The organism is Nocardioides pollutisoli, from assembly GCF_040045055.1.
Taxonomy (GTDB): Bacteria; Actinomycetota; Actinomycetes; order Propionibacteriales; family Nocardioidaceae; genus Nocardioides; species Nocardioides tweenelious.
In genome coordinates this window covers 557,436-575,549 of sequence record NZ_JBDZDU010000001.1, presented here as the reverse complement: position 1 = coordinate 575,549, position 18,114 = coordinate 557,436, and the positions used below count along the sequence as shown (strand labels likewise).

Below are 18,114 nucleotides of genomic sequence, written 5' to 3'. Positions count from 1 at the left end.
CGTCGCCTCAGGCGTAGAGCCCGAGGAACCCGCGCACGGCGGCGTCGACGATCTCGTCCGGCGTGGCCTCGAGGGTGCCGTCGAGCCAGCGCGAGATCAGCTCGGCCATGCCGCCGATGAAGAGCGCGCCGGCGATCTCGTCGTCGCGCTCGCTGTGGCGCGGGACGCCCCACAGCTCACGCGCCTCCTCTGCCGAGCGGTGCGCGAAGTGGTGCAGCAGCTCGCGGCGCCGCTCGCGGAGCCCGGGCATCGCCCCGGCCTCGATGATCGAGACCCGGCCCTTGCGCGGGTCCTCCAGCAGCAGCTCGACGAACGCGCGGACCGACGCGACCGCGCGCTCCGCGGCCCCGCCCGGCGCCTCGTCGGCCGCCCGCGTCGTGCGCTCCTCGATCTCGACCGCGATCGCGTCGAGGACGGCCCGCAGCGCCTCGTCGAGGTTGCGGAAGCTCTCGTAGAAGTAGCGCTCGCTGAGACCGGCCTCCGCACAGATCGCGGTCATCGTGGTGCTGGTGTCCGGGTCGGCCCACACGGTGAGCGTGGCTGCCATCAGACGGGTACGGCGCTCCGCCGCCCGCTCCTGCGCCGACACGCCTCGGTACACCCCGGACTGCACGGCCATGGCGCCACCTTCTCACGGCGCGACGGCCGGTTCCAGATGGTTGACAGGACGTCCTTCCTGAATGAGGCTGGCCGGTGTGACGGACCAGACAACGGTCAGAGAAGTCCCGCGTCAGCTGTCGGCCGACAAGGGGCTTCCCGTCGTCGGCCGGATGTTCGAGTACGTCAAGGACCCGATCGGCTTCTACCGGCACCAGTGGGAGACCTACGGGCCGGTCGCACCGTTCCGGGCGTTCTTCCGCGACGCCGTGGTCCTCACCGGCCCCGACGCCTGCGAGGCCGCACTCCGCAACAAGGACAAGGCGTTCGCCAACGAGCCGGCATGGGGCCGGATCGTCGGACCGTTCTTCAACCGCGGACTGATGCTGCTCGACTTCGAGGAGCACCACGCCCACCGGCGGATCATGCAGGAGGCGTTCACCCGCGACCGGATCACGGCGTACACCGAGCGGATGCACCCCGCCATCGAGGAGGGGATGGCGTCGTGGGGGACCGACCCCGACTTCCTCGCCTATCCCGCGCTCAAGCAGCTCACGCTCGACATCGCGGCCGACATCTTCATGGGCGGGGCCGACGACACCAGCCGCGAGGAGATGGAGCGGGTCAACAAGGCGTTCATCGCCTGCGTCCAGGCCGCCGCAGGCCTGATCCGCGCCGACGTGCCGTTCACCCGCTGGGGCCGGGCCTTCCGCGGCCGCAAGGTGCTCGACGAGTTCCTGCGCCACTACCTGCCGGCGAAGCGCGCGACCCGCACCGACGACATCTTCTCGGTGCTCTGCCACATCGAGACCGAGGACGGCGAGCGTTTCACCGACGACGACGTCGTCAACCACATGATCTTCCTGATGATGGCCGCCCACGACACCACGACGATCACGGTGTCGACGATGCTGCAGTACCTCGGCCAGCACCCCGAGTGGCAGGAGCGGTGCCGCGCCGACGCGCTCGCCCTCGGCCCGGCGCCCACGCTCGCCGAGATCGAGGGTCTCGAGACGCTCGACTGGGTGATGAAGGAGGCGCTGCGCCTGCGTGCGCCGGTGCCGATGCTCGTGCGCAAGACCGTGAAGGAGACGGTGGTCGAGGGCTACCGGATCCCCGCCGACACCGACGTGATGGTCGGCGTGCAGTTCTCCCACGTGATGGCGGACTACTGGACCGACCCGACGGAGTTCGACCCCGAGCGGTTCTCGCCCGAGCGGCGCGAGGACAAGTCGCACCGCTACGCCTGGGAGCCGTTCGGCGGGGGAGTGCACAAGTGCATCGGCCTCTACTTCGCCGGCATGGAGGTCAAGGCGGTCCTCCACCGGCTGCTGCGCGGCTACCACTGGAGCGTGGACCCGTCGTACGTCGCCCCGCTCGACAACCACTCGCTGCCGTTCCCCAAGGACGGCCAACCGATCAACCTGGTCCGCGACCGCTGACGGAAGGATCTCCATGGACTTCGACGACACCCCCGACGAGGCCGCCTGGCGCGCCAAGGTGCGCTCGTTCATCGAGGAGCACCGCGACCAGCTCGGGTCGCGGGCCGACCAGCGCGGCTTCGACGACACGGTCTCCCGCCAGCGGCAGGCGCTCATGTACGACGCCGGCTACGTCGGCGTGACCTGGCCGGTCGAGGCCGGCGGTCGAGGTGGCACGCCCATGCAGCAGTCGATCATCGACCAGGAGATGGCCCGTGCCGGCGTCCCCGGCCTGATCAACCTGATCGGCATCGGCATGTGCGGGCCGACGGTGATCTACCACGGCTCCGACGACCAGAAGGAGCGCTACCTCAAGCGTCTCCTGCGTGCGGACGACATCTGGTGCCAGCTCTTCAGCGAGCCGGCGTCCGGCAGCGACCTGGCCGCCCTGCGCACCAAGGCCGTGCGCGACGACGAGGGCAACTGGCGGATCAGCGGCCAGAAGGTGTGGACCACGCTCGCCCACCTGGCCGACTACGGCATTCTCCTCACCCGCACCGACCCCGACGTGGCCAAGCACCGCGGGCTGACGATGTTCGTGGTCGACATGAAGGCGCCCGGCGTCACGGTCCGGCCGCTGCGGCAGATGAGCGGCGGCAGCGACTTCAACGAGGTGTTCTTCGACGACGTCGTGATCCCCGACTCCGAGCGCCTCGGCGACGTCGGAGACGGCTGGCGGACCGCGCTGACCACCTTGATGAGCGAGCGGATGACGCTCGGCGGCGGTGGCACCTCGATCGGCGTCAGCGTCGAGCGCGTGGCCGAGCACGTCGCCGAGCGCATCGGCGAGCTCTCCGAGGCCAGGCAGGCACTCGCCCGTCAGGACTTCGGCCGGGCGTACGTCGCGTCGCTCGGCATCCGCTACACCGGCTACCGCCTGCTCACCGCGGTCAGCCAGGGCCAGCTGCCCGGACCGGAGGCGTCGGCCGGCAAGCTCGCCGGCACCAAGGCGGCGCGCGACCTCGCGGACCTCGCGGTGCGGCTGCTCGGCGACGACGCGGTCTACGCCGGCACCGGCGACGGCGGCGTGTCCTGGCAGGACCTGCAGGCCGTGCTCCCGGGCATGGCGATCGCCGGCGGCACCGACGAGGTGCTCCACAACATTATCGGCGAGCGGGTGCTCGGGCTGCCCCCGGAGCCGCGCGCCGACAAGGACAAGACGTTCCGCGAGCTCGCCGCGGCCGGCGCCTGAGAAGGGTTCGACATGTACTTCGACCTCGATGACGAGCAGCGCGACCTCGCCGCTGCCGCACGCGACTTCCTGAGCTCCTCGGCCTCACCGGCCGCCGCGCGCGCTGCGCTCGAAGCAGACAGCGCCGAGATCCGGCCGGGCCGGGTGGAGCTGGTGAAGAGCGGGTTCGCCACCATCACGGTTCCCGAGCAGGCCGGCGGCGGCGGTGGGTCGGTGCTCGACCTGGCCGTGGTCGCCGAGCAGGCCGGTCGGGTGCTGGCAGGCCCGTCGCTCGTCACGTTCGCGCGGGCAGCGGTGCTGCTCGACGGTCACGACGACCGGCTGGCGGCGTTGGCCGACGGCAGCCTGGCGGTCGCCGTCGTCGACGGCGGACCGGTGCTCGACGCGGTCGGTGCCGACACCTTCCTCGCGATGCGGGGCGACGACCTGGTGATCGGGTCCGGCTCCGTCGGCACCCGGGAGCCCATCGACCCGACCCGGGGTCTCGGCGACGTGGAGCTCGGTGACGTCGAGGTGCTGGAGACGGGGGCCGCCGAGCGCTGGGCCCGGGCGGAACGGGTCGCCCGCACCGTCCTCGCCGCCGAGGGCCTGGGAGCAGCAGCCCGCGCGCTCGAGATCGGCGTCGACTACACGAAGGAGCGGCACGCGTTCGGCCGGCCGATCGGCTCCTACCAGGCGGTGAAGCACGCCCTGGTCGACGTCTACGTCGAGGTCGAGCAGCTGCGCTCGCTGGTCTGGTGGGCGGCCTGGGCCGCCGACCACGCACCCGACGAGCTGCGGATCGCCTCGGCGGCCGCCAAGGCTGCCGCTGCCACCACGCTCGAGCGGGCCGCCGAGACCCTGATCCAGGTGCACGGCGGCATCGGGTTCACCTGGGAGCACGACGCCCATCTCTACTGGCGCCGCGCCAAGGTCGACCGGCTGCTGCTGGGCGACGACGTGGCGGCGTACGACGAGGTCGCCCGACTGGCACTGGAGGACGCGCGATGACCGGCGAGCACCACCTGGCCCTGCTCGCGGAGGAGTCCTTCGCGCGGCTCGGCGACTACGACCAGCTCTTCTTCGAGGGCACGTGGCACACCTCGGGCGAGATCATCTCGCGCGCCCGTCGGGCGTCAGCGGGCCTGGTGGCGCTGGGCATCGAGCCCGGCGACCGGGTGATCGTGCTGACGATGAACACCTCCGAGGTGTTCGTCGCCTACCACGCGATCTGGCGCGCCGGCGCGGTCGTGACGCCGGTGATCTTCCTCCAGACGCCCGTCGAGCTGCGTCACATCCTCGAGAACTCCGGCGCGAAGGCCGCGATCGTCAGCCCCGAGCTCGTGCCGATGGTGGTCGGGTCGGCGGAGGGGCTGGACCTGCGCCTGATCGTCGCCGGGGACGTGCCCGAGGGCGTGGAGGCGACGACCTTCGCCGCCCTGGAGGAGCACGAGCCCGGCGAGGTCGTGCCCCGCGACGACGACGACCTGGCGGCCCTGCTCTACACCGGGGGCACGACCGGACGCGCCAAGGGCGTGATGCTCAGCCACCACGGCCTGTGGCACGCGGGCCGCGGCATGAACGACGTCGCCAGGACGATGGGCACGACCCGGTCGCTGCTCCCGCTGCCGCTGTCGCACGCGTTCGGGCTCAACGTCCTGGTCGCCGGCCTGCACTCCGACAAGCAGCACGTGTCGGTGATGCAGCGTTGGTTCGACCCGCAGGGCTGGCTGGAGCTGGTCCAGGAGCACCGGCTCGAGAGCAGTCCCGTGGTGCCGTCGATGATGCAGATGCTGCTCGACCAGCCGTACGCCGACTACGACCTGGGCTCCTTGGTGTCGTTCGGCTCCGGTGGCGCACCGCTCCTGCCGAGCCTGCGCGAGAAGGTCGAGAGTGCCTTCGGCGTCACGATCCTCGAGGGCTACGGACTCACCGAGAGCACCGCGATCGCGACCGCGTCGACCGTCGACGACAACCGGCCCGGCAGCGTCGGGAAGCCCGCGCCGCACGTCCGGCTGGCGATCCTCGACCCGCTCGGGGAGCCGGTCGCGCCCGGGGAGGACGGCGAGATCTGCATCGCCGGACCCGGCGTGATGACGGGCTACTGGCGCGACCCGGAGCAGACCGCGAGGACGATCGTCGACGGGTGGCTGCACACCGGCGACATCGGGCACCTCGACGAGGACGGCTTCCTCTACGTCGTCGACCGGGTCAAGGACCTGATCATCCGCGGCGGGTTCAACGTCTTCCCGCGCGACGTCGAGGACGTGCTGCTCGCCCACCCGTCGGTCACGGCGGCCGCGGTGGTCGGCAAGCCGGACGAGAAGAGCGGCGAGGAGATCGTGGCGGTCGTCGCCCTGCACCCGGGCGCGAGCGCGACCTCGGAGGAGCTGATGGACTTCGCCCGCGAGCGGCTGGCCCGCTACAAGTACCCCCGCGAGGTCCTCGTCGTCGACAACGTCCCGCTCACCAGCGTGGGCAAGACCGACCGCAAGGCGGTCCGAGCGCTCGTGCGTGAGTAGTCACGCCCGAGCGCCCGGACCGGGCCCTCACTCGTAGCGGAAGGTCGAGACCAGCTCCTGCAGCTGCACCGACATCTGCGACAGCTCGGCGACGGCACCGTGGAGGTGCTCGACGCCCTCGGTGGTGACCTGCGACGCGGCGGCGACGCGGCCGATGGTGCCGGCGATCTCGCCGGAGCCGGTCGCGGCGTCGCTGACGTTGCGGTTCATCTCCTGCGTGGTCAGCGTCTGCTCCTCGACCGCGGCGGCGATCGTCGTCTGCGAGTCGCTGATCCGGGCCACGACGCTGCCGATCTGGTCGATGGCGTCGACCGCGCCGGACGCGTCACTCTGGATGGCGGCGACGCGGCGGGCGATGTCCTCGGTGGCTCGAGCGGTCTCCTGGGCGAGCTCCTTGACCTCGTTGGCGACGACGGCGAAGCCCTTGCCGGCCTCGCCGGCGCGTGCGGCCTCGATGGTCGCGTTGAGGGCGAGGAGGTTGGTCTGCTCGGCGATCGAGGTGATCACCTTGATCACGGCACCGATCTCGAGGCTCGACGTGCCGAGCTTGGTGACGGTCTCGCCGGTCTCCTCGGCGGTCCGCACGGCCTCGCTCGCGACACTGGCGGCGTCGTGGGCGCTGCGGGCGATCTCCTGGATCGAGGCGCCCATCTGCTCGGACCCGGCGGCGACGGTCTGCACGTTCTGGGACACGGCGTCGGCGGCCAGGCTGACGACCTGGGCCTCGGCAGCGGCCTCGCGGGCCGAGGTGGAGATGGTGTCGGACGTGGCCGAGATCTCCTCGGCGGTCGTGGCGACGGTGGTCGCCGACTCCGCCATCGTCGCGACGATCGAGCGCAGCGAGGACATCGTGGTGTCGAACGACGACGCGAGCTGACCGATCTCGTCGCGCTGGGCGATCTCCGGCGACGCGGTCAGGTCACCCTCGGCGACCTTGTCGATCGCGACGACGAAGCGGCGTACGGGCCGGACGACGGAGCGGGTCACGGCCACGCCCATCGCGACGGCGAGCAGCGCGGCGAGCACGGCGACGATCCAGATCGTGCGCTTCGCGTCGGAGGCGACCGCGTCCGCGTGCTGGTCGAGGGCGGTGGTCCGCTTGTCGACCGAGTCGACCAGCGACTGGGTGCTCTCGAGCAGGTCCGACCAGGCGGTGGCCAGGTCACCGGCGTTGAGGACCTTGAAGGCCGCCTGCATCTGGGCGTCGTTCCGGACCGCGCCGAGCTGCTCGGCCCAGGCGTCGGAGGCAGCGAAGAAGTCGGTCCACTGGGTCTTGATCGTCTGGAAGGTGTCGCGCTCGCTGCCGCTCAGCGCGCCCTCGTCGAACCCGTCGAGCAGGTCGGCGACCACGGTCTTGTCCGCCAGCAGGCCGGACATGTTGTCGCCGTCGGGCTTCACGGCGTCCGCGGGGTCGGTCTGGGTCGCCTCGGCGAAGATGAAGCCCTGCCAGCCACTGACGTCGGCGTCCTGGTAGCGCAGCTCCTTGACGTCGTCGCGCATCTCGGCCAGGCGCTGCTGGTCGGCGCGCAGGTCGACCTGCTGCTGGGCGGCGTGGAGGCCGGTGCCGGCCACGATGGCGACCAGCAGGCAGAGCAGGCCGAACGCGATCGCCAGGCGACGACCGATGGAGAGATCTTGCAGGACCTTGCGCACGGAGAGTGCACCTCTTCTTGAGTGGGCGGTTCGAGTGCCTGTCCGATCGGCCTCCGGGGGGCCCATCTGAGGTCTCGTCAGGAATAGGTGGCGCCCCCACGTCGGTTGCAGACTGGTGAGTGCTGCGTACGCCGTCAGCCGTCATTCGCCCGACGACCGGAAGGGTCTCTCCACCCCCCATGACGACGACCGCACCCTCCATCTCGACCTCCGCCGGGACGCCGGCCAGCGGCCGCAGTGCGGCAAGCCACTACCGGCTCGCCGTGCTCGCCCTCGCGCTGGGCGGCTTCGCGATCGGGACGACCGAGTTCGTCACGATGGGCCTGCTGCCGCAGATCGCCGACGGTGTCGGGGTCTCGATCCCCACGGCCGGCCACTTCATCTCGGCGTACGCGCTCGGCGTCGTCGTCGGTGCGCCGGTGATCGCGATCTTCGGGGCCAAGCTGCCGCGCCGGGGTCTGCTGGTCGGCCTGATGGCGACGTACGCCGTCTTCAACCTGCTCAGCGCGGTCGCCAACAGCTACGGCGTGCTGATGCTCGCCCGCTTCCTGGACGGCCTGCCGCACGGCGCCTACTTCGGCGTCGCGTCGCTGGTCGCCGCCGGCATGGCGGCCCCCGAGCACCGGGGGCGCGCGGTGGCGAGCGTGATGCTCGGTCTCTCCATCGCGAACGTCGTCGGCGTGCCCGCCGCGACCTGGCTGGGGCAGCAGGTCGGCTGGCGCGCGGCCTACCTCTCGACCGCGGGGCTGGCCCTGCTGACCGTCGTGCTGGTGCTCGCGTTCGTCCCGTCGATCGCGGGCAACCCCGCGGCCACCGGCCGCAAGGAGATGCTGTTCTTCCGCAACGGGCAGGCGATGCTCACCCTGCTCGCCGGCGCGGTCGGCTTCGGCGGGCTGTTCGCGGTCTACTCCTACATCGCGCCGACCGTCACCGAGGTCGGCGGGCTGCCCGACTCGGCGGTCCCGGTCTTCACCGCGGCGTTCGGCCTCGGCATGGTCGCCGGGACCTGGCTGGCCGGCCGCCTCGCCGACTGGGACGTCTTCGCGACCCTGATCTGGTCCGGCGTCGGCTCCTTCTTCGTGATGATCCTGGTGTGGGCGCTGGCGCCGTACGGCTGGTGGCTGGCGCCGGCCATCTTCCTGGTCACCGCGATCGGGTCGGTGCTCGTGGTCAACCTGCAGCTGCGGCTGATGGCGGTCTCCGGTGAGGCGCAGACGCTCGGCGCGGCGATGAACCACGCCTCGCTCAACATCGCCAACGCGCTCGGCGCCTGGCTCGGTGGCCTGGTCATCGCCGCCGGCTACGGCTACCGGGCTCCCGCCCTGGTCGGGGCGGCACTCTCGGTCGCCGGCATCGGCGTGCTGCTGTGGTCGGCCGCCGCCGACCGGCGCACGACCGGCAGGTGACCGTCGGGTAACCCCGTCGCCCCACCGGCCGGGGTGATCGTGAAGAATGGACCCCATGTCCACCACGACCGCTCCCGAGGTCGCCACGGAGGGGTCCAGCACGGCGACCTCCCGCCCGCGCGTGCTCTCCGGCATCCAGCCGACCGCCGACTCGTTCCACTTCGGCAACTACCTGGGTGCGCTGCGCCAGTGGGTGGACCTCCAGCAGGACTACCAGCCCTTCTTCTTCATCGCCGACCTCCACGCGATCACGCTCGAGCAGGACCCCAAGGTGCTCCGCGAGCGGACCCTGCGCGCGGCCGCGCAGCTGATCGCGATGGGCATCGACCCCGACCGGTCCGCGATCTTCGTCCAGAGCCAGGTCCCCGAGCACGCCCAGCTCGGGTGGGTGCTGCAGTGCCTGACCGGCTTCGGCGAGGCGCGCCGGATGACCCAGTTCAAGGACAAGTCCGCCAAGGGCGGGGAGGGGTCGGCCAGCGTCGGGCTCTTCACCTACCCGATCCTCCAGGCGGCCGACATCCTGCTCTACCGGCCCCACTACGTCCCGGTCGGCGAGGACCAGCGCCAGCACCTCGAGCTGACCCGCGACCTCGCCCAGCGCTTCAACCACCGCTACAAGAAGACCTTCCGGCTGCCCGAGCCCTACATCCTCAAGGCCACCGCGAAGATCTGCGACCTCCAGGACCCCACCGCGAAGATGTCGAAGTCGGCGTCGTCGCCGGCCGGCATCATCGAGATGCTCGACGAGCCGAGCGTGTCGGCGAAGAAGATCCGCTCGGCGGTCACCGACTCCGAGGCCGAGGTCCGCTTCGACGCCGAGGACAAGCCGGGCGTCAGCAACCTGCTGACGATCTACTCCGCGCTCACGGCCCGCCCGATCGCCGACCTCGAGGCGGAGTACGCCGGTCGCGGCTACGGCGACCTCAAGAAGGAGCTCGCGGAGGTCGTGGTCGACTTCGTCACCCCCTTCCGTCAGCGCACGCTCGAGCTCCTCGACGACCAGGCACACCTGACCGACGTGCTCCGTCGTGGTGCGGAGCAGGCCGGCGCGGTCGCCGAGGCGACCCTGCGCGACGTCTACCAGCGCGTCGGCTTCGTCGCGGGCAGCAAGTAGGGTCTGAAGAGTGCCGACCATTGGCGTAGCCGTCGCGATCCCGGAGCCCTGGGCAACCGAGCTCCAGGACTACCGGACCGCGGTTGGCGACGTGACCGCGGCGATGATCCCGACGCACATCACGCTCGTGCCGCCGACCGAGATCGACGACGTCCACCTGGCCGAGGTCGAGAAGCACCTCGAGGAGGTCGCGGCCGAGGTCCCGGGCTACTGCGTACATCTGCGCGGGACGGGTACCTTCCGGCCCGTGTCTCCGGTCGTGTTCGTGACCCTCGTCGAGGGCATCTCCCAGTGTGAGCAGCTCGCCGGCGTCGTACGCCGCGGGCCGCTGGACGTCGACCTGCAGTACCCGTTCCACCCCCACGTCACGATCGCCCACCACCTCGACGACACCGCGCTCGACCGCGCCTTCGAGGACCTCGCGGACTTCGAGTGCGAGTTCGACGTGACCGACTTCCACCTCTACGTGCACGACGAGGCCACCGGGTGGCAGCCGACCCGACAGTTCGCGCTCCAGGGCGCGACCGACTGACGGATGCCGTCCCTCAAGGAACGGGTCACCGGCTGGGTCGCCGAGGCGCGCCAACGCCGGCCGCTGCTCGACCACCTCGTCCGGATGCAGGAGCACTACGGCGCGGTGAAGGCCGGCCAGCAGGCGGGCGCCGTCACCTACTTCGCGTTCCTGTCCTTCTTCCCGATCCTCGCGCTGGCCTTCTTCGTGGTCGGCTGGATCGCGAAGGTCTACCCGGAGGCCAACAACAACCTCACCGACGCGCTCAACAGCGTGATGCCGGGCCTGGTCGGCACCAACGACGGCCAGATCCAGCTCGACGACATCCAGAGCGCCGCGGCGACGCTCGGGATCGTCGGTGCCGTCGTGCTGCTCTACTCCGGTCTCGGCTGGCTGGCCGCGATGCGCGACGCGCTCGTCGTCGTCTTCGAGGTCCCGGCGAAGGACCAGCCCAACTTCGTCTTCGGCAAGCTCCGCGATCTGCTCACGCTGATGCTGATCGGCGTGATCCTGCTCGTCTCGGTCGCGGTGGCTGGCTTCGTCGCCGGCTTCTCGAAGGACGTCCTCGACTGGATCCACCTCGGTGAGGAGCTCAGCTGGCTGGTCGTCGTGGTCACGATCGTGCTGGGCCTCGCGGCCAACATGCTGCTCTTCTTCGCGATGTTCGTGCTGCTGGCCGAGCCGCACACGCCGCGGCGTTCGCTCTGGTCCGGTGCGCTGCTCGGTGCGCTCGGGTTCGAGGTCCTCAAGCAGCTCTCGACGATCCTGTTCCGCTCGACGCAGGGCAACCCCGCCTTCCAGGCGTTCGGCATCGCGCTGATCGTCCTGATCTGGATCAACTACTTCTCGCGGGTCGTGCTGTACGCCGCGTCCTGGGCCCACACGTCCGCGGCCGCCCGGGCGCTGCGCCCGGAGCCGCAGCCCGCTCCGGTCGAGGGACCGCCCTCGCCGCCGCTGCAGCGGCCACGGGAGGTCGAGCACGGCTGGGCGACGCCGTACCTCGCCGGTGCGGCGACGATGCTCGGCCTGACCGCCGTCGTCCGCAAGATCTCGCGCAACGACTCCGCCTGAACCTGGCAACCGATCGGTCTCCTGCTGCGTCGTACCAGTGACGAGACGGCGCGAGAGGTGACAACCTGCTCGCAGGACGGGGAGGTATGGCGATGAGCCGACGACAGCGAAGTGCCCGGGCACAGGCGATGCGCGCGAGGAACGCGCGCGCGAAGGCGCTCAGGCGCCGCGCTCGCGGAGGGCGGACGGCGTCCGTGGCAGCCGTGGCCGCCGTGACGCTCGCCGGCCTCGGGGCGGTCCCCGCTCCTGCGACCGCTGCGGGGTCGGGCCGCGCCTCGTGCACCGGTGCCCCGACGCCCCCGAGCAGCCCGTCGGCCGGCGCGGTCCTGGGTGACCGGGTCTTCTTCGCCGCCGACGACGGCGTCCACGGGCGGGAGCTGTGGTCGTCGGACGGCACGGCCGCGGGCACGGCCCTGGTCAAGGACGTCGAGCACTCGACCGGTGAGTACGACAACGGGCCGCAGCAGATCGTCGCCGCGGGGGACCGGGTCTACTTCACCGCTGACGACGGCAAGCACGGCCGCGAGCTGTGGAGGACCGACGGCACCGCCGCCGGCACCGCCCTGGTGAAGGACATCAGTGACGACGACAGCTACTACAGCGGACCCAACAACCTCACCGCGGTGGGTGACCGGCTCTTCTTCGTCGCCGACGACGGGACCCACGGGCGCGAGCTGTGGACCTCGGACGGCACCGCCGCAGGGACCGTGCTGGTGAAAGACATCAGCGACGGTGAGAGCTACTACGGCGGCGCCTCCAACCTCACCGACGTCGGTGGCACCCTCTTCTTCACGGCCGACGACGGGACCCACGGGCAGGAGCTGTGGAAGTCCGACGGGACGGCGGCCGGCACGGTGATGGTCGACGACATCTACCCCGGGGCGTACGACAGCACGGCGTCGTACCTCACCGCCCGGGGCGACGACGTGTTCTTCACCGCCCGTGACGGGGTCCACGGGCGTGAGCTGTGGACCTCGGACGGCACGGCCGCGGGCACCAAGCTCGTCAAGGACATCAACCCCGGTGTCGATGGTCAGCCGTCCTCGCTCGCCGCCGTCGGCGACACCCTCTTCTTCAGCGCCGACGACGGCGTCCACGGGCAGTCCCTGTGGAAGACCGACGGCACCCAGGCAGGCACGGTGCTGGTGAAGGACGTCGGCGTCGACGAGGACTACTACAGCGGACCCCAGGCGTTGACCGGGGTCGGCGGGACCCTGTTCTTCGCCTCGGACGACGGCAGCCACGGACGGGAGCTCTGGAAGTCCGACGGCACCGAGGCCGGCACCGTGATGGTCAAGGACATCCGGGCAGCGGGCTACGGCAGCAACCCGGCGTACCTCACCGAGGTCGACGGTCAGCTGTTCTTCAGCGCGAGGGACGGCGTCCACGGCGGTCAGCTCTGGACCTCCGACGGCACCGAGGCGGGCACCGTCCTGGTCAAGGACGTCGGGACCGGCACGGGTGACTACAGCGGACCCCAGGCGCTCACGGCGGTGGGTGACCGGCTCTTCTTCAGCATCGACGACGGGGTGCACGGGCGCGAGCCGTGGATCTCGGACGGGACCGCCGCAGGTACCTCGCTCGTCGACGACATCAACGTGATCGTCGGGTTCACGGTCGCCAGGGGCGGGCGGCCCGACACGAACGCAGGGACCCTGGCGGTGCGGGTGTCGACCGAGGGTGCCGGGACGGTGGCCGTGGCTCCGGTGGGCGGCTCGAAGGTCAAGCGCTCGACGCGGACCTACGAGGCCGCGGGGTCGGCCACGGTCGTCCTGAAGCCCACGCGGGCCGGCCTGCGCGAGCTGCGGCGCACCGGCACGATGCGGGTGAAGGTCCAGTTCACGTTCACGCCGTGCGGCGGCCCGCCGAGCAGCGTGGTCCGCTCGTACAACTTGAAGAAGGAGTGAGGACGGCGCCGGCCAGCAGCACCGAGGTCCGCTACCACCACAGCACGTCGTTCCCCGACGTGCTGGAGGCTGCGGGCTGCGCACTGCTGGTCTCGACCTACCAGGCGGGCCAGCTGGTCGCCGTCGGCGTCGCGGACGGCCAGCTGAGCTTCTCCTTCCGCAGGTTCGACCACGCGATGGGAGTCGCGGTCGGTGCCGACCGGGTCGTGGTCGGCGGCAAGGAGCAGGTCTGGACGCTCCTCGACCACCCGGACGTGGCGGCGTCGATCGCGCCCACGGGTCGCCACGACCGCTGCTGGCTGCCGAGCACCTCGGTCGTGACGGGGGCGATCCAGTGCCACGAGGTCGTGTGGGGCACCACCGAGGCCGGAGAGCCGGACCTGTGGGTCGTCAACACCGCGTTCTCCTGCCTGGCCGGACTCGACGCGCGCTTCAGCTTCGTGCCGCGCTGGACGCCGCCGTTCATCTCCCGGCTCGCGCCGGAGGACCGGTGCCACCTCAACGGCGTCGCGATGCGCGGCGGGCGGCCGGCGTACGTCACGGTGATGGCGCAGTCCGACGAGGCCGGCGGGTGGCGAGCCGCGCGCAACGAGACCGGGACCGTGCTGGACGTCGCGTCGGGAGAGGTCGTGACGACCGGCCTCGCGATGCCGCACTCACCGCGCTGGCACGAGGGCGAGCTCTACGTCCTCAACTCCGGCTACGGCCGCCTCGAGCGCGTCGACCCCGCCTCGGGGCAGCGCGAGACCGTGGCGGCCTTCCCCGGCTACGCGCGCGGCCTGGCCTGCTTCGGCCACCTCGCCTTCGTGGGCCTGTCGAAGATCCGTGAGACCACGACCTTCGGCGGCACGCCGCTCGCGGCGTACCACGACCAGCTCAAGTGCGGGGTCGGCGTCGTCGACCTCCGCACCGGGGAGACCGTGGCGACGCTGGAGTGGGACAACGGCGTCGACGAGATCTTCGACGTCCAGGTCGTCCCCGACGCGCGCTGCCCGGTCCTCGGCGACGACCTCTGGGTGCTGCCGTCCTCGGTGGTCGAGTAGCGAGCGCCAGCGAGCGTATCGAGACCCATCCCGGGTCTCGATACACCCGGTCGCGGCCTCGTTCCTCGGCCGCGCGGGCACTCGACCTCCCTGAGGCCTTCCGTCCGGAGCGAGCTCCGGACGGGCTCAGTGACCGTGGCGCATGGCCTGGTGGAGGTCCCAGTTGAGGCGCGAGATCACGTCGAGCGGGATCTCCTTGGGGCAGGCGGCCGTGCACTCACCGATGTTGGTGCAGCCACCGAAGCCCTCGGCGTCGTGCTGGGCGACCATGCCGACCACGCGGGAGTCGCGCTCGGGCTGACCCTGCGGCAGCTCACCGAGGTGGGTGATCTTCGCGCCCATGAAGAGCGAGGCCGAGCCGTTGGGGCAGGCCGCCACGCAGGCACCGCAGCCGATGCAGGTGGCCACGTTGAACGCGCGTACGGCGTCCTCACGGGGGACCGGCACGGAGTGGGCCTCGGGTGCGGAGCCGGTGTTGACCGAGATGTAGCCGCCGGCCTGGATGATCCGGTCGAAGGCGCCGCGGTCGACCACGAGGTCCTTGATCACCGGGAACGCGTCGGCCCGCCAGGGCTCGATCACGATCTCGTCGCCGTCCTTGAAGGACCGCATGTGCAGCTGGCAGGTCGTGGTGACCTCGGGGCCGTGCGCCTGGCCGTTGATCATCAGGCCGCACATGCCGCAGATGCCCTCGCGGCAGTCGGAGTCGAACGCGACCGGGTCCTCGCCCTTGCCGTTGAGCTCCTCGTTGAGGACGTCGAGCATCTCGAGGAAGGACATGTCCTCGGACACGCCGTCGAGCTCGTAGGTGTGCATCGCGCCCTGGGACGCGGCATCCGGCTGACGCCAGATCTTGAGGGTCACCTTCATTACTTGTAGCTCCGCTGCTTCATCTCGATGGCCGTGTAGACGAGGTCTTCCTTGTGCAGGACGGGCGGCTCGCCGTCGCCCGCGAACTCCCAGGCCGCGACGTACGCGAACTGGTCGTCGTGGCGCAGCGCCTCGCCGTCCTCGGTCTGCGACTCGGCCCGGAAGTGTCCGCCGCAGGACTCGCGCCGGTTGAGGGCGTCGATGCACATCAGCTCGCCGAGCTCGATGAAGTCGGCCACGCGGCCGGCCCGCTCGAGCGACTGGTTGAGGGTGTCGGCCGTGCCGAGCACCTTCACGTTGCGCCAGAAGTCGTCCTTGAGGGTGCGGATGAGGTCGATGGCCTTCTTGAGGCCGTCCTCGGTCCGCTCCATGCCGCAGTACTCCCACATGATGTTGCCGAGCTCGCGGTGGTAGGAGTCGACGCTGCGGGTGCCCTTGGTGGACAGGAAGTGGTCGACCCGGTCCTGGACCGACTTCTTCGCCTCGACGACCGCCGGGTGGCTCTCGTCGATCTTCTCGAACGGCCCGTCCGCGAGGTAGTCGCGGATCGTGTGCGGCAGGACGAAGTAGCCGTCGGCCAGGCCCTGCATCAGCGCGGAGGCGCCGAGGCGGTTGGCGCCGTGGTCGGAGAAGTTGGCCTCACCGGTGACGAAGAGTCCCTCGATGGAGGACTGCAGGTCGTAGTCGACCCACAGGCCGCCCATCACGTAGTGGACGGCGGGGTAGATCCGCATCGGGGTCTCGTACGGGTTCTCGCCGGTGATCCGGGCGTACATGTCGAAGAGGTTGTCGTACTTCTCCTCGATGCCGTCGCGACCCAGGCGCTCGATCGCGGAGGCGAAGTCGAGGTAGACACCGCGGCGGACGCCCTCGACGGCCGGGCCGACGCCGCGACCCTCGTCGCAGACGTTCTTGGCGGCGCGGGAGGCGATGTCGCGGGGGACCAGGTTGCCGAAGGACGGGTAGATCCGCTCCAGGTAGTAGTCGCGGTCCTCCTCCGGGATGTCGCGCGGGTCCTTCTCGCAGTCGGCCTTCTTCTTCGGCACCCAGATCCGGCCGTCGTTGCGCAGCGACTCCGACATCAGGGTCAGCTTCGACTGGTGCGTGCCCGTCACCGGGATGCAGGTCGGGTGGATCTGCGTGTAGCAGGGGTTGGCCATGTAGGCGCCCTTGCGGTGCGCGCGCCAGGCCGCCGTGACGTTGGAGCCCATGGCGTTGGTGGAGAGGAAGAAGACGTTGCCGTAGCCGCCGCTCGCGAGCACGACGACGTCGGCGAGGTGGGTCTCGATCTCGCCGGTGACCAGGTCGCGGGCGATGATGCCGCGCGCCTTGCCGTCGGCCACGATCACCTCGAGCATCTCGTGGCGGGTGAACTGCTCGACGGTGCCGGCCGCGACCTGGCGCTCCATGGCCTGGTAGGCGCCGATGAGCAGCTGCTGACCCGTCTGGCCGCGGGCGTAGAACGTGCGGGAGACCTGGACGCCGCCGAAGGAGCGGTTGTCGAGGAGGCCGCCGTACTCACGCGCGAAGGGCACGCCCTGGGCGACGCACTGGTCGATGATGTTGGTGCTGACCTCGGCCAGGCGGTAGACGTTCGACTCCCGCGAGCGGTAGTCACCGCCCTTGACCGTGTCGTAGAAGAGGCGGTGGACGGAGTCGCCGTCCTCCTTGTAGTTCTTGGCCGCGTTGATGCCGCCCTGGGCGGCGATCGAGTGGGCCCGGCGCGGGGAGTCCTGGTAGCAGAAGGACTTCACGTTGTAGCCGGCCTCGCCGAGCGTGGCCGCGGCGGCGCCACCGGCCAGGCCGGTGCCGACGATGATCACGTCGAGCTTGCGGCGGTTGGACGGGTTGACCAGGCGGGCCTCGAACTTGCGGGTCTGCCAGCGCTCGTCGATGGGGCCGCCCGGCGCCTTGGTGTCCTGGATCGGGTCACCCGGCGTGTAGTAACCGGCGGCGTCGTCGCCGTGGTCGCCGGGCTCGTCGTGGGACGGGTCGGACGTGAGGGTGGTGTCCGGCATGTCGGTCATGGCTGCTGACCCCTTACTTGGTGATGACGCCGGCGAGGACGAAGATCGGGACGAGGGAGAAGCCACCGGCGACGACGATGGCGACGATCCAGCCGAGGCTCTTCGCGTTGCGGCGGGCGCGGGCGTTGTTGGTGAGGCCGAGGGTCTGCGCGGAGCTCCACACACCGTGGTGGAGGTGCAGGCCGAGCGTGGCCATGGCGACGAGGTAGATCAGCGTCAGCCACCAGGTGTCGAACGAGTCGACGAGCAGGTTGTACGGGTCGTTGGTCGCACCACCGGACACGTTCACCTTGCCGATCGTGAACTCGATCAGGTGCCAGATGATGAAGAGCAGCAGCGTGATGCCGCCCCAGCGCATCCAGCGCGAGGAGAACGACGACGCGTTGTTCTTCTTCATGACGTACTGCGTCGAGCGGGCTCGCTTCGCGCGCTTCCACAGCGCTGCCGCGCAGGACACGTGCACCACCAGCGACACGATCAGCACCGTGCGGATGATCCAGAGCATCCCCTCGTGCGGAAGCATCGGCTCACCGATGGTCCGGAGGTGCTCGGCGTACTCGTTGTAGGCGTCGTGGCCGGAGAAGGCCTTGAGGTTGCCGTACATGTGCAGGAGCACGAAACCGATGAAGATGATGCCGCTGGCAGCCATCAAGAGCTTGAGGGTGATGGTCGAGCGCGAAGCGCGCGCTCCCTTGACCAGGGTCGTCGTTGCCACGAAAGTCCACGCTACCCCGCGTGAAC

General features: G+C 70.6%; 15 protein-coding genes. 10 read left to right on the top strand and 5 right to left on the bottom strand.

The window, feature by feature from the left end:
- Positions 1-7: 7 nt before the first annotated feature.
- On the bottom strand, positions 8-619 hold the full coding sequence (locus ABLE68_RS02765) for a TetR/AcrR family transcriptional regulator (protein ID WP_348869640.1): 612 nt from the start codon (positions 617-619) through the stop codon (positions 8-10).
- 76 nt (positions 620-695) lie between these two features.
- On the opposite strand from ABLE68_RS02765, the gene ABLE68_RS02760 reads away from it, so the two are divergent.
- From ABLE68_RS02760 to ABLE68_RS02745, 4 genes are read left to right on the top strand one after another with little or no spacing between them, the layout of a single operon-like run.
- The gene (locus ABLE68_RS02760; protein WP_348869639.1) at positions 696-2,039 is read left to right on the top strand and encodes a cytochrome P450; all 1,344 of its coding nucleotides are present in this window, start codon (positions 696-698) and stop codon (positions 2,037-2,039) included.
- 13 nt (positions 2,040-2,052) lie between these two features.
- Positions 2,053-3,270, top strand: coding sequence for an acyl-CoA dehydrogenase family protein (locus ABLE68_RS02755; protein WP_348869638.1), 1,218 nt, complete (start codon positions 2,053-2,055; stop codon positions 3,268-3,270).
- Between the two features lie 12 nt (positions 3,271-3,282).
- Entirely contained in the window at positions 3,283-4,260 is a 978-nt protein-coding gene (locus tag ABLE68_RS02750; protein ID WP_348869637.1) for an acyl-CoA dehydrogenase family protein, read from the top strand.
- The gene (locus tag ABLE68_RS02745; protein ID WP_348869635.1) at positions 4,257-5,771 is read left to right on the top strand and encodes a class I adenylate-forming enzyme family protein; all 1,515 of its coding nucleotides are present in this window, start codon (positions 4,257-4,259) and stop codon (positions 5,769-5,771) included. The genes ABLE68_RS02750 and ABLE68_RS02745 overlap by 4 nt, the downstream gene beginning before the upstream one ends.
- Positions 5,772-5,798: 27 nt before the next feature.
- On the opposite strand, the gene ABLE68_RS02740 is transcribed toward ABLE68_RS02745, so the two are convergent.
- Positions 5,799-7,424 carry a methyl-accepting chemotaxis protein gene (locus ABLE68_RS02740; protein WP_348869634.1) on the bottom strand — a complete coding sequence of 542 codons (1,626 nt, stop codon included), beginning with the start codon at positions 7,422-7,424 and terminating at the stop codon, positions 5,799-5,801.
- Positions 7,425-7,603: 179 nt separating this feature from the next.
- On the opposite strand from ABLE68_RS02740, the gene ABLE68_RS02735 reads away from it, so the two are divergent.
- The 6 genes from ABLE68_RS02735 to ABLE68_RS02710 all read left to right on the top strand — a co-directional run bounded on the left by ABLE68_RS02735 (position 7,604) and on the right by ABLE68_RS02710 (position 14,476).
- Positions 7,604-8,830 carry an MFS transporter gene (locus ABLE68_RS02735; RefSeq protein ID WP_348869633.1) on the top strand — a complete coding sequence of 409 codons (1,227 nt, stop codon included), beginning with the start codon at positions 7,604-7,606 and terminating at the stop codon, positions 8,828-8,830.
- A 55-nt stretch (positions 8,831-8,885) separates the two neighbouring features.
- On the top strand, positions 8,886-9,944 hold the full coding sequence (gene trpS, locus ABLE68_RS02730) for a tryptophan--tRNA ligase (RefSeq protein WP_348869631.1): 1,059 nt from the start codon (positions 8,886-8,888) through the stop codon (positions 9,942-9,944).
- Positions 9,945-9,954: 10 nt separating this feature from the next.
- The gene (locus ABLE68_RS02725) at positions 9,955-10,476 is read left to right on the top strand and encodes a 2'-5' RNA ligase family protein (protein ID WP_348869630.1); all 522 of its coding nucleotides are present in this window, start codon (positions 9,955-9,957) and stop codon (positions 10,474-10,476) included.
- Positions 10,477-10,479: 3 nt separating this feature from the next.
- Entirely contained in the window at positions 10,480-11,526 is a 1,047-nt protein-coding gene (locus ABLE68_RS02720; protein WP_348869629.1) for a YihY/virulence factor BrkB family protein, read from the top strand.
- Positions 11,527-11,618: 92 nt separating this feature from the next.
- The gene (locus ABLE68_RS02715; RefSeq protein ID WP_348869628.1) at positions 11,619-13,433 is read left to right on the top strand and encodes an ELWxxDGT repeat protein; all 1,815 of its coding nucleotides are present in this window, start codon (positions 11,619-11,621) and stop codon (positions 13,431-13,433) included.
- Positions 13,430-14,476, top strand: a complete 1,047-nt coding sequence (locus ABLE68_RS02710) for a TIGR03032 family protein (protein ID WP_348869627.1) — start codon at positions 13,430-13,432, stop codon at positions 14,474-14,476. The genes ABLE68_RS02715 and ABLE68_RS02710 overlap by 4 nt, the downstream gene beginning before the upstream one ends.
- A 126-nt stretch (positions 14,477-14,602) precedes the next feature.
- Here the strand turns inward: ABLE68_RS02710 and ABLE68_RS02705 are convergent, their stop codons facing one another.
- The 3 genes from ABLE68_RS02705 to ABLE68_RS02695 are packed head-to-tail and all read right to left on the bottom strand — an operon-like array spanning position 14,603 to position 18,088.
- Positions 14,603-15,346, bottom strand: a complete 744-nt coding sequence (locus ABLE68_RS02705; RefSeq protein ID WP_348869626.1) for a succinate dehydrogenase/fumarate reductase iron-sulfur subunit — start codon at positions 15,344-15,346, stop codon at positions 14,603-14,605.
- Positions 15,346-17,364, bottom strand: coding sequence for a fumarate reductase/succinate dehydrogenase flavoprotein subunit (locus tag ABLE68_RS02700; protein WP_348873223.1), 2,019 nt, complete (start codon positions 17,362-17,364; stop codon positions 15,346-15,348). The genes ABLE68_RS02705 and ABLE68_RS02700 overlap by 1 nt, the downstream gene beginning before the upstream one ends.
- Positions 17,365-17,386: 22 nt before the next feature.
- A complete protein-coding gene (locus ABLE68_RS02695) occupies positions 17,387-18,088 on the bottom strand; it encodes a succinate dehydrogenase cytochrome b subunit (protein WP_348869625.1) in 702 nt (233 codons plus the stop codon).
- Positions 18,089-18,114 lie beyond the last annotated feature (26 nt).

Coding starts and splice junctions, on each gene's coding strand:
- ABLE68_RS02735 (WP_348869633.1), top strand. CDS start 7,604: ATGACGACGACCGCACCCTCCATCTCGACCTCCGCCGGGACGCCGGCC.
- ABLE68_RS02720 (WP_348869629.1), top strand. CDS start 10,480: ATGCCGTCCCTCAAGGAACGGGTCACCGGCTGGGTCGCCGAGGCGCGC.
- ABLE68_RS02705 (WP_348869626.1), bottom strand. CDS start 15,346: ATGAAGGTGACCCTCAAGATCTGGCGTCAGCCGGATGCCGCGTCCCAG.
- ABLE68_RS02750 (WP_348869637.1), top strand. CDS start 3,283: ATGTACTTCGACCTCGATGACGAGCAGCGCGACCTCGCCGCTGCCGCA.
- ABLE68_RS02755 (WP_348869638.1), top strand. CDS start 2,053: ATGGACTTCGACGACACCCCCGACGAGGCCGCCTGGCGCGCCAAGGTG.
- ABLE68_RS02700 (WP_348873223.1), bottom strand. CDS start 17,364: ATGCCGGACACCACCCTCACGTCCGACCCGTCCCACGACGAGCCCGGC.
- ABLE68_RS02715 (WP_348869628.1), top strand. CDS start 11,619: ATGAGCCGACGACAGCGAAGTGCCCGGGCACAGGCGATGCGCGCGAGG.
- trpS (WP_348869631.1), top strand. CDS start 8,886: ATGTCCACCACGACCGCTCCCGAGGTCGCCACGGAGGGGTCCAGCACG.
- ABLE68_RS02765 (WP_348869640.1), bottom strand. CDS start 619: ATGGCCGTGCAGTCCGGGGTGTACCGAGGCGTGTCGGCGCAGGAGCGG.
- ABLE68_RS02745 (WP_348869635.1), top strand. CDS start 4,257: ATGACCGGCGAGCACCACCTGGCCCTGCTCGCGGAGGAGTCCTTCGCG.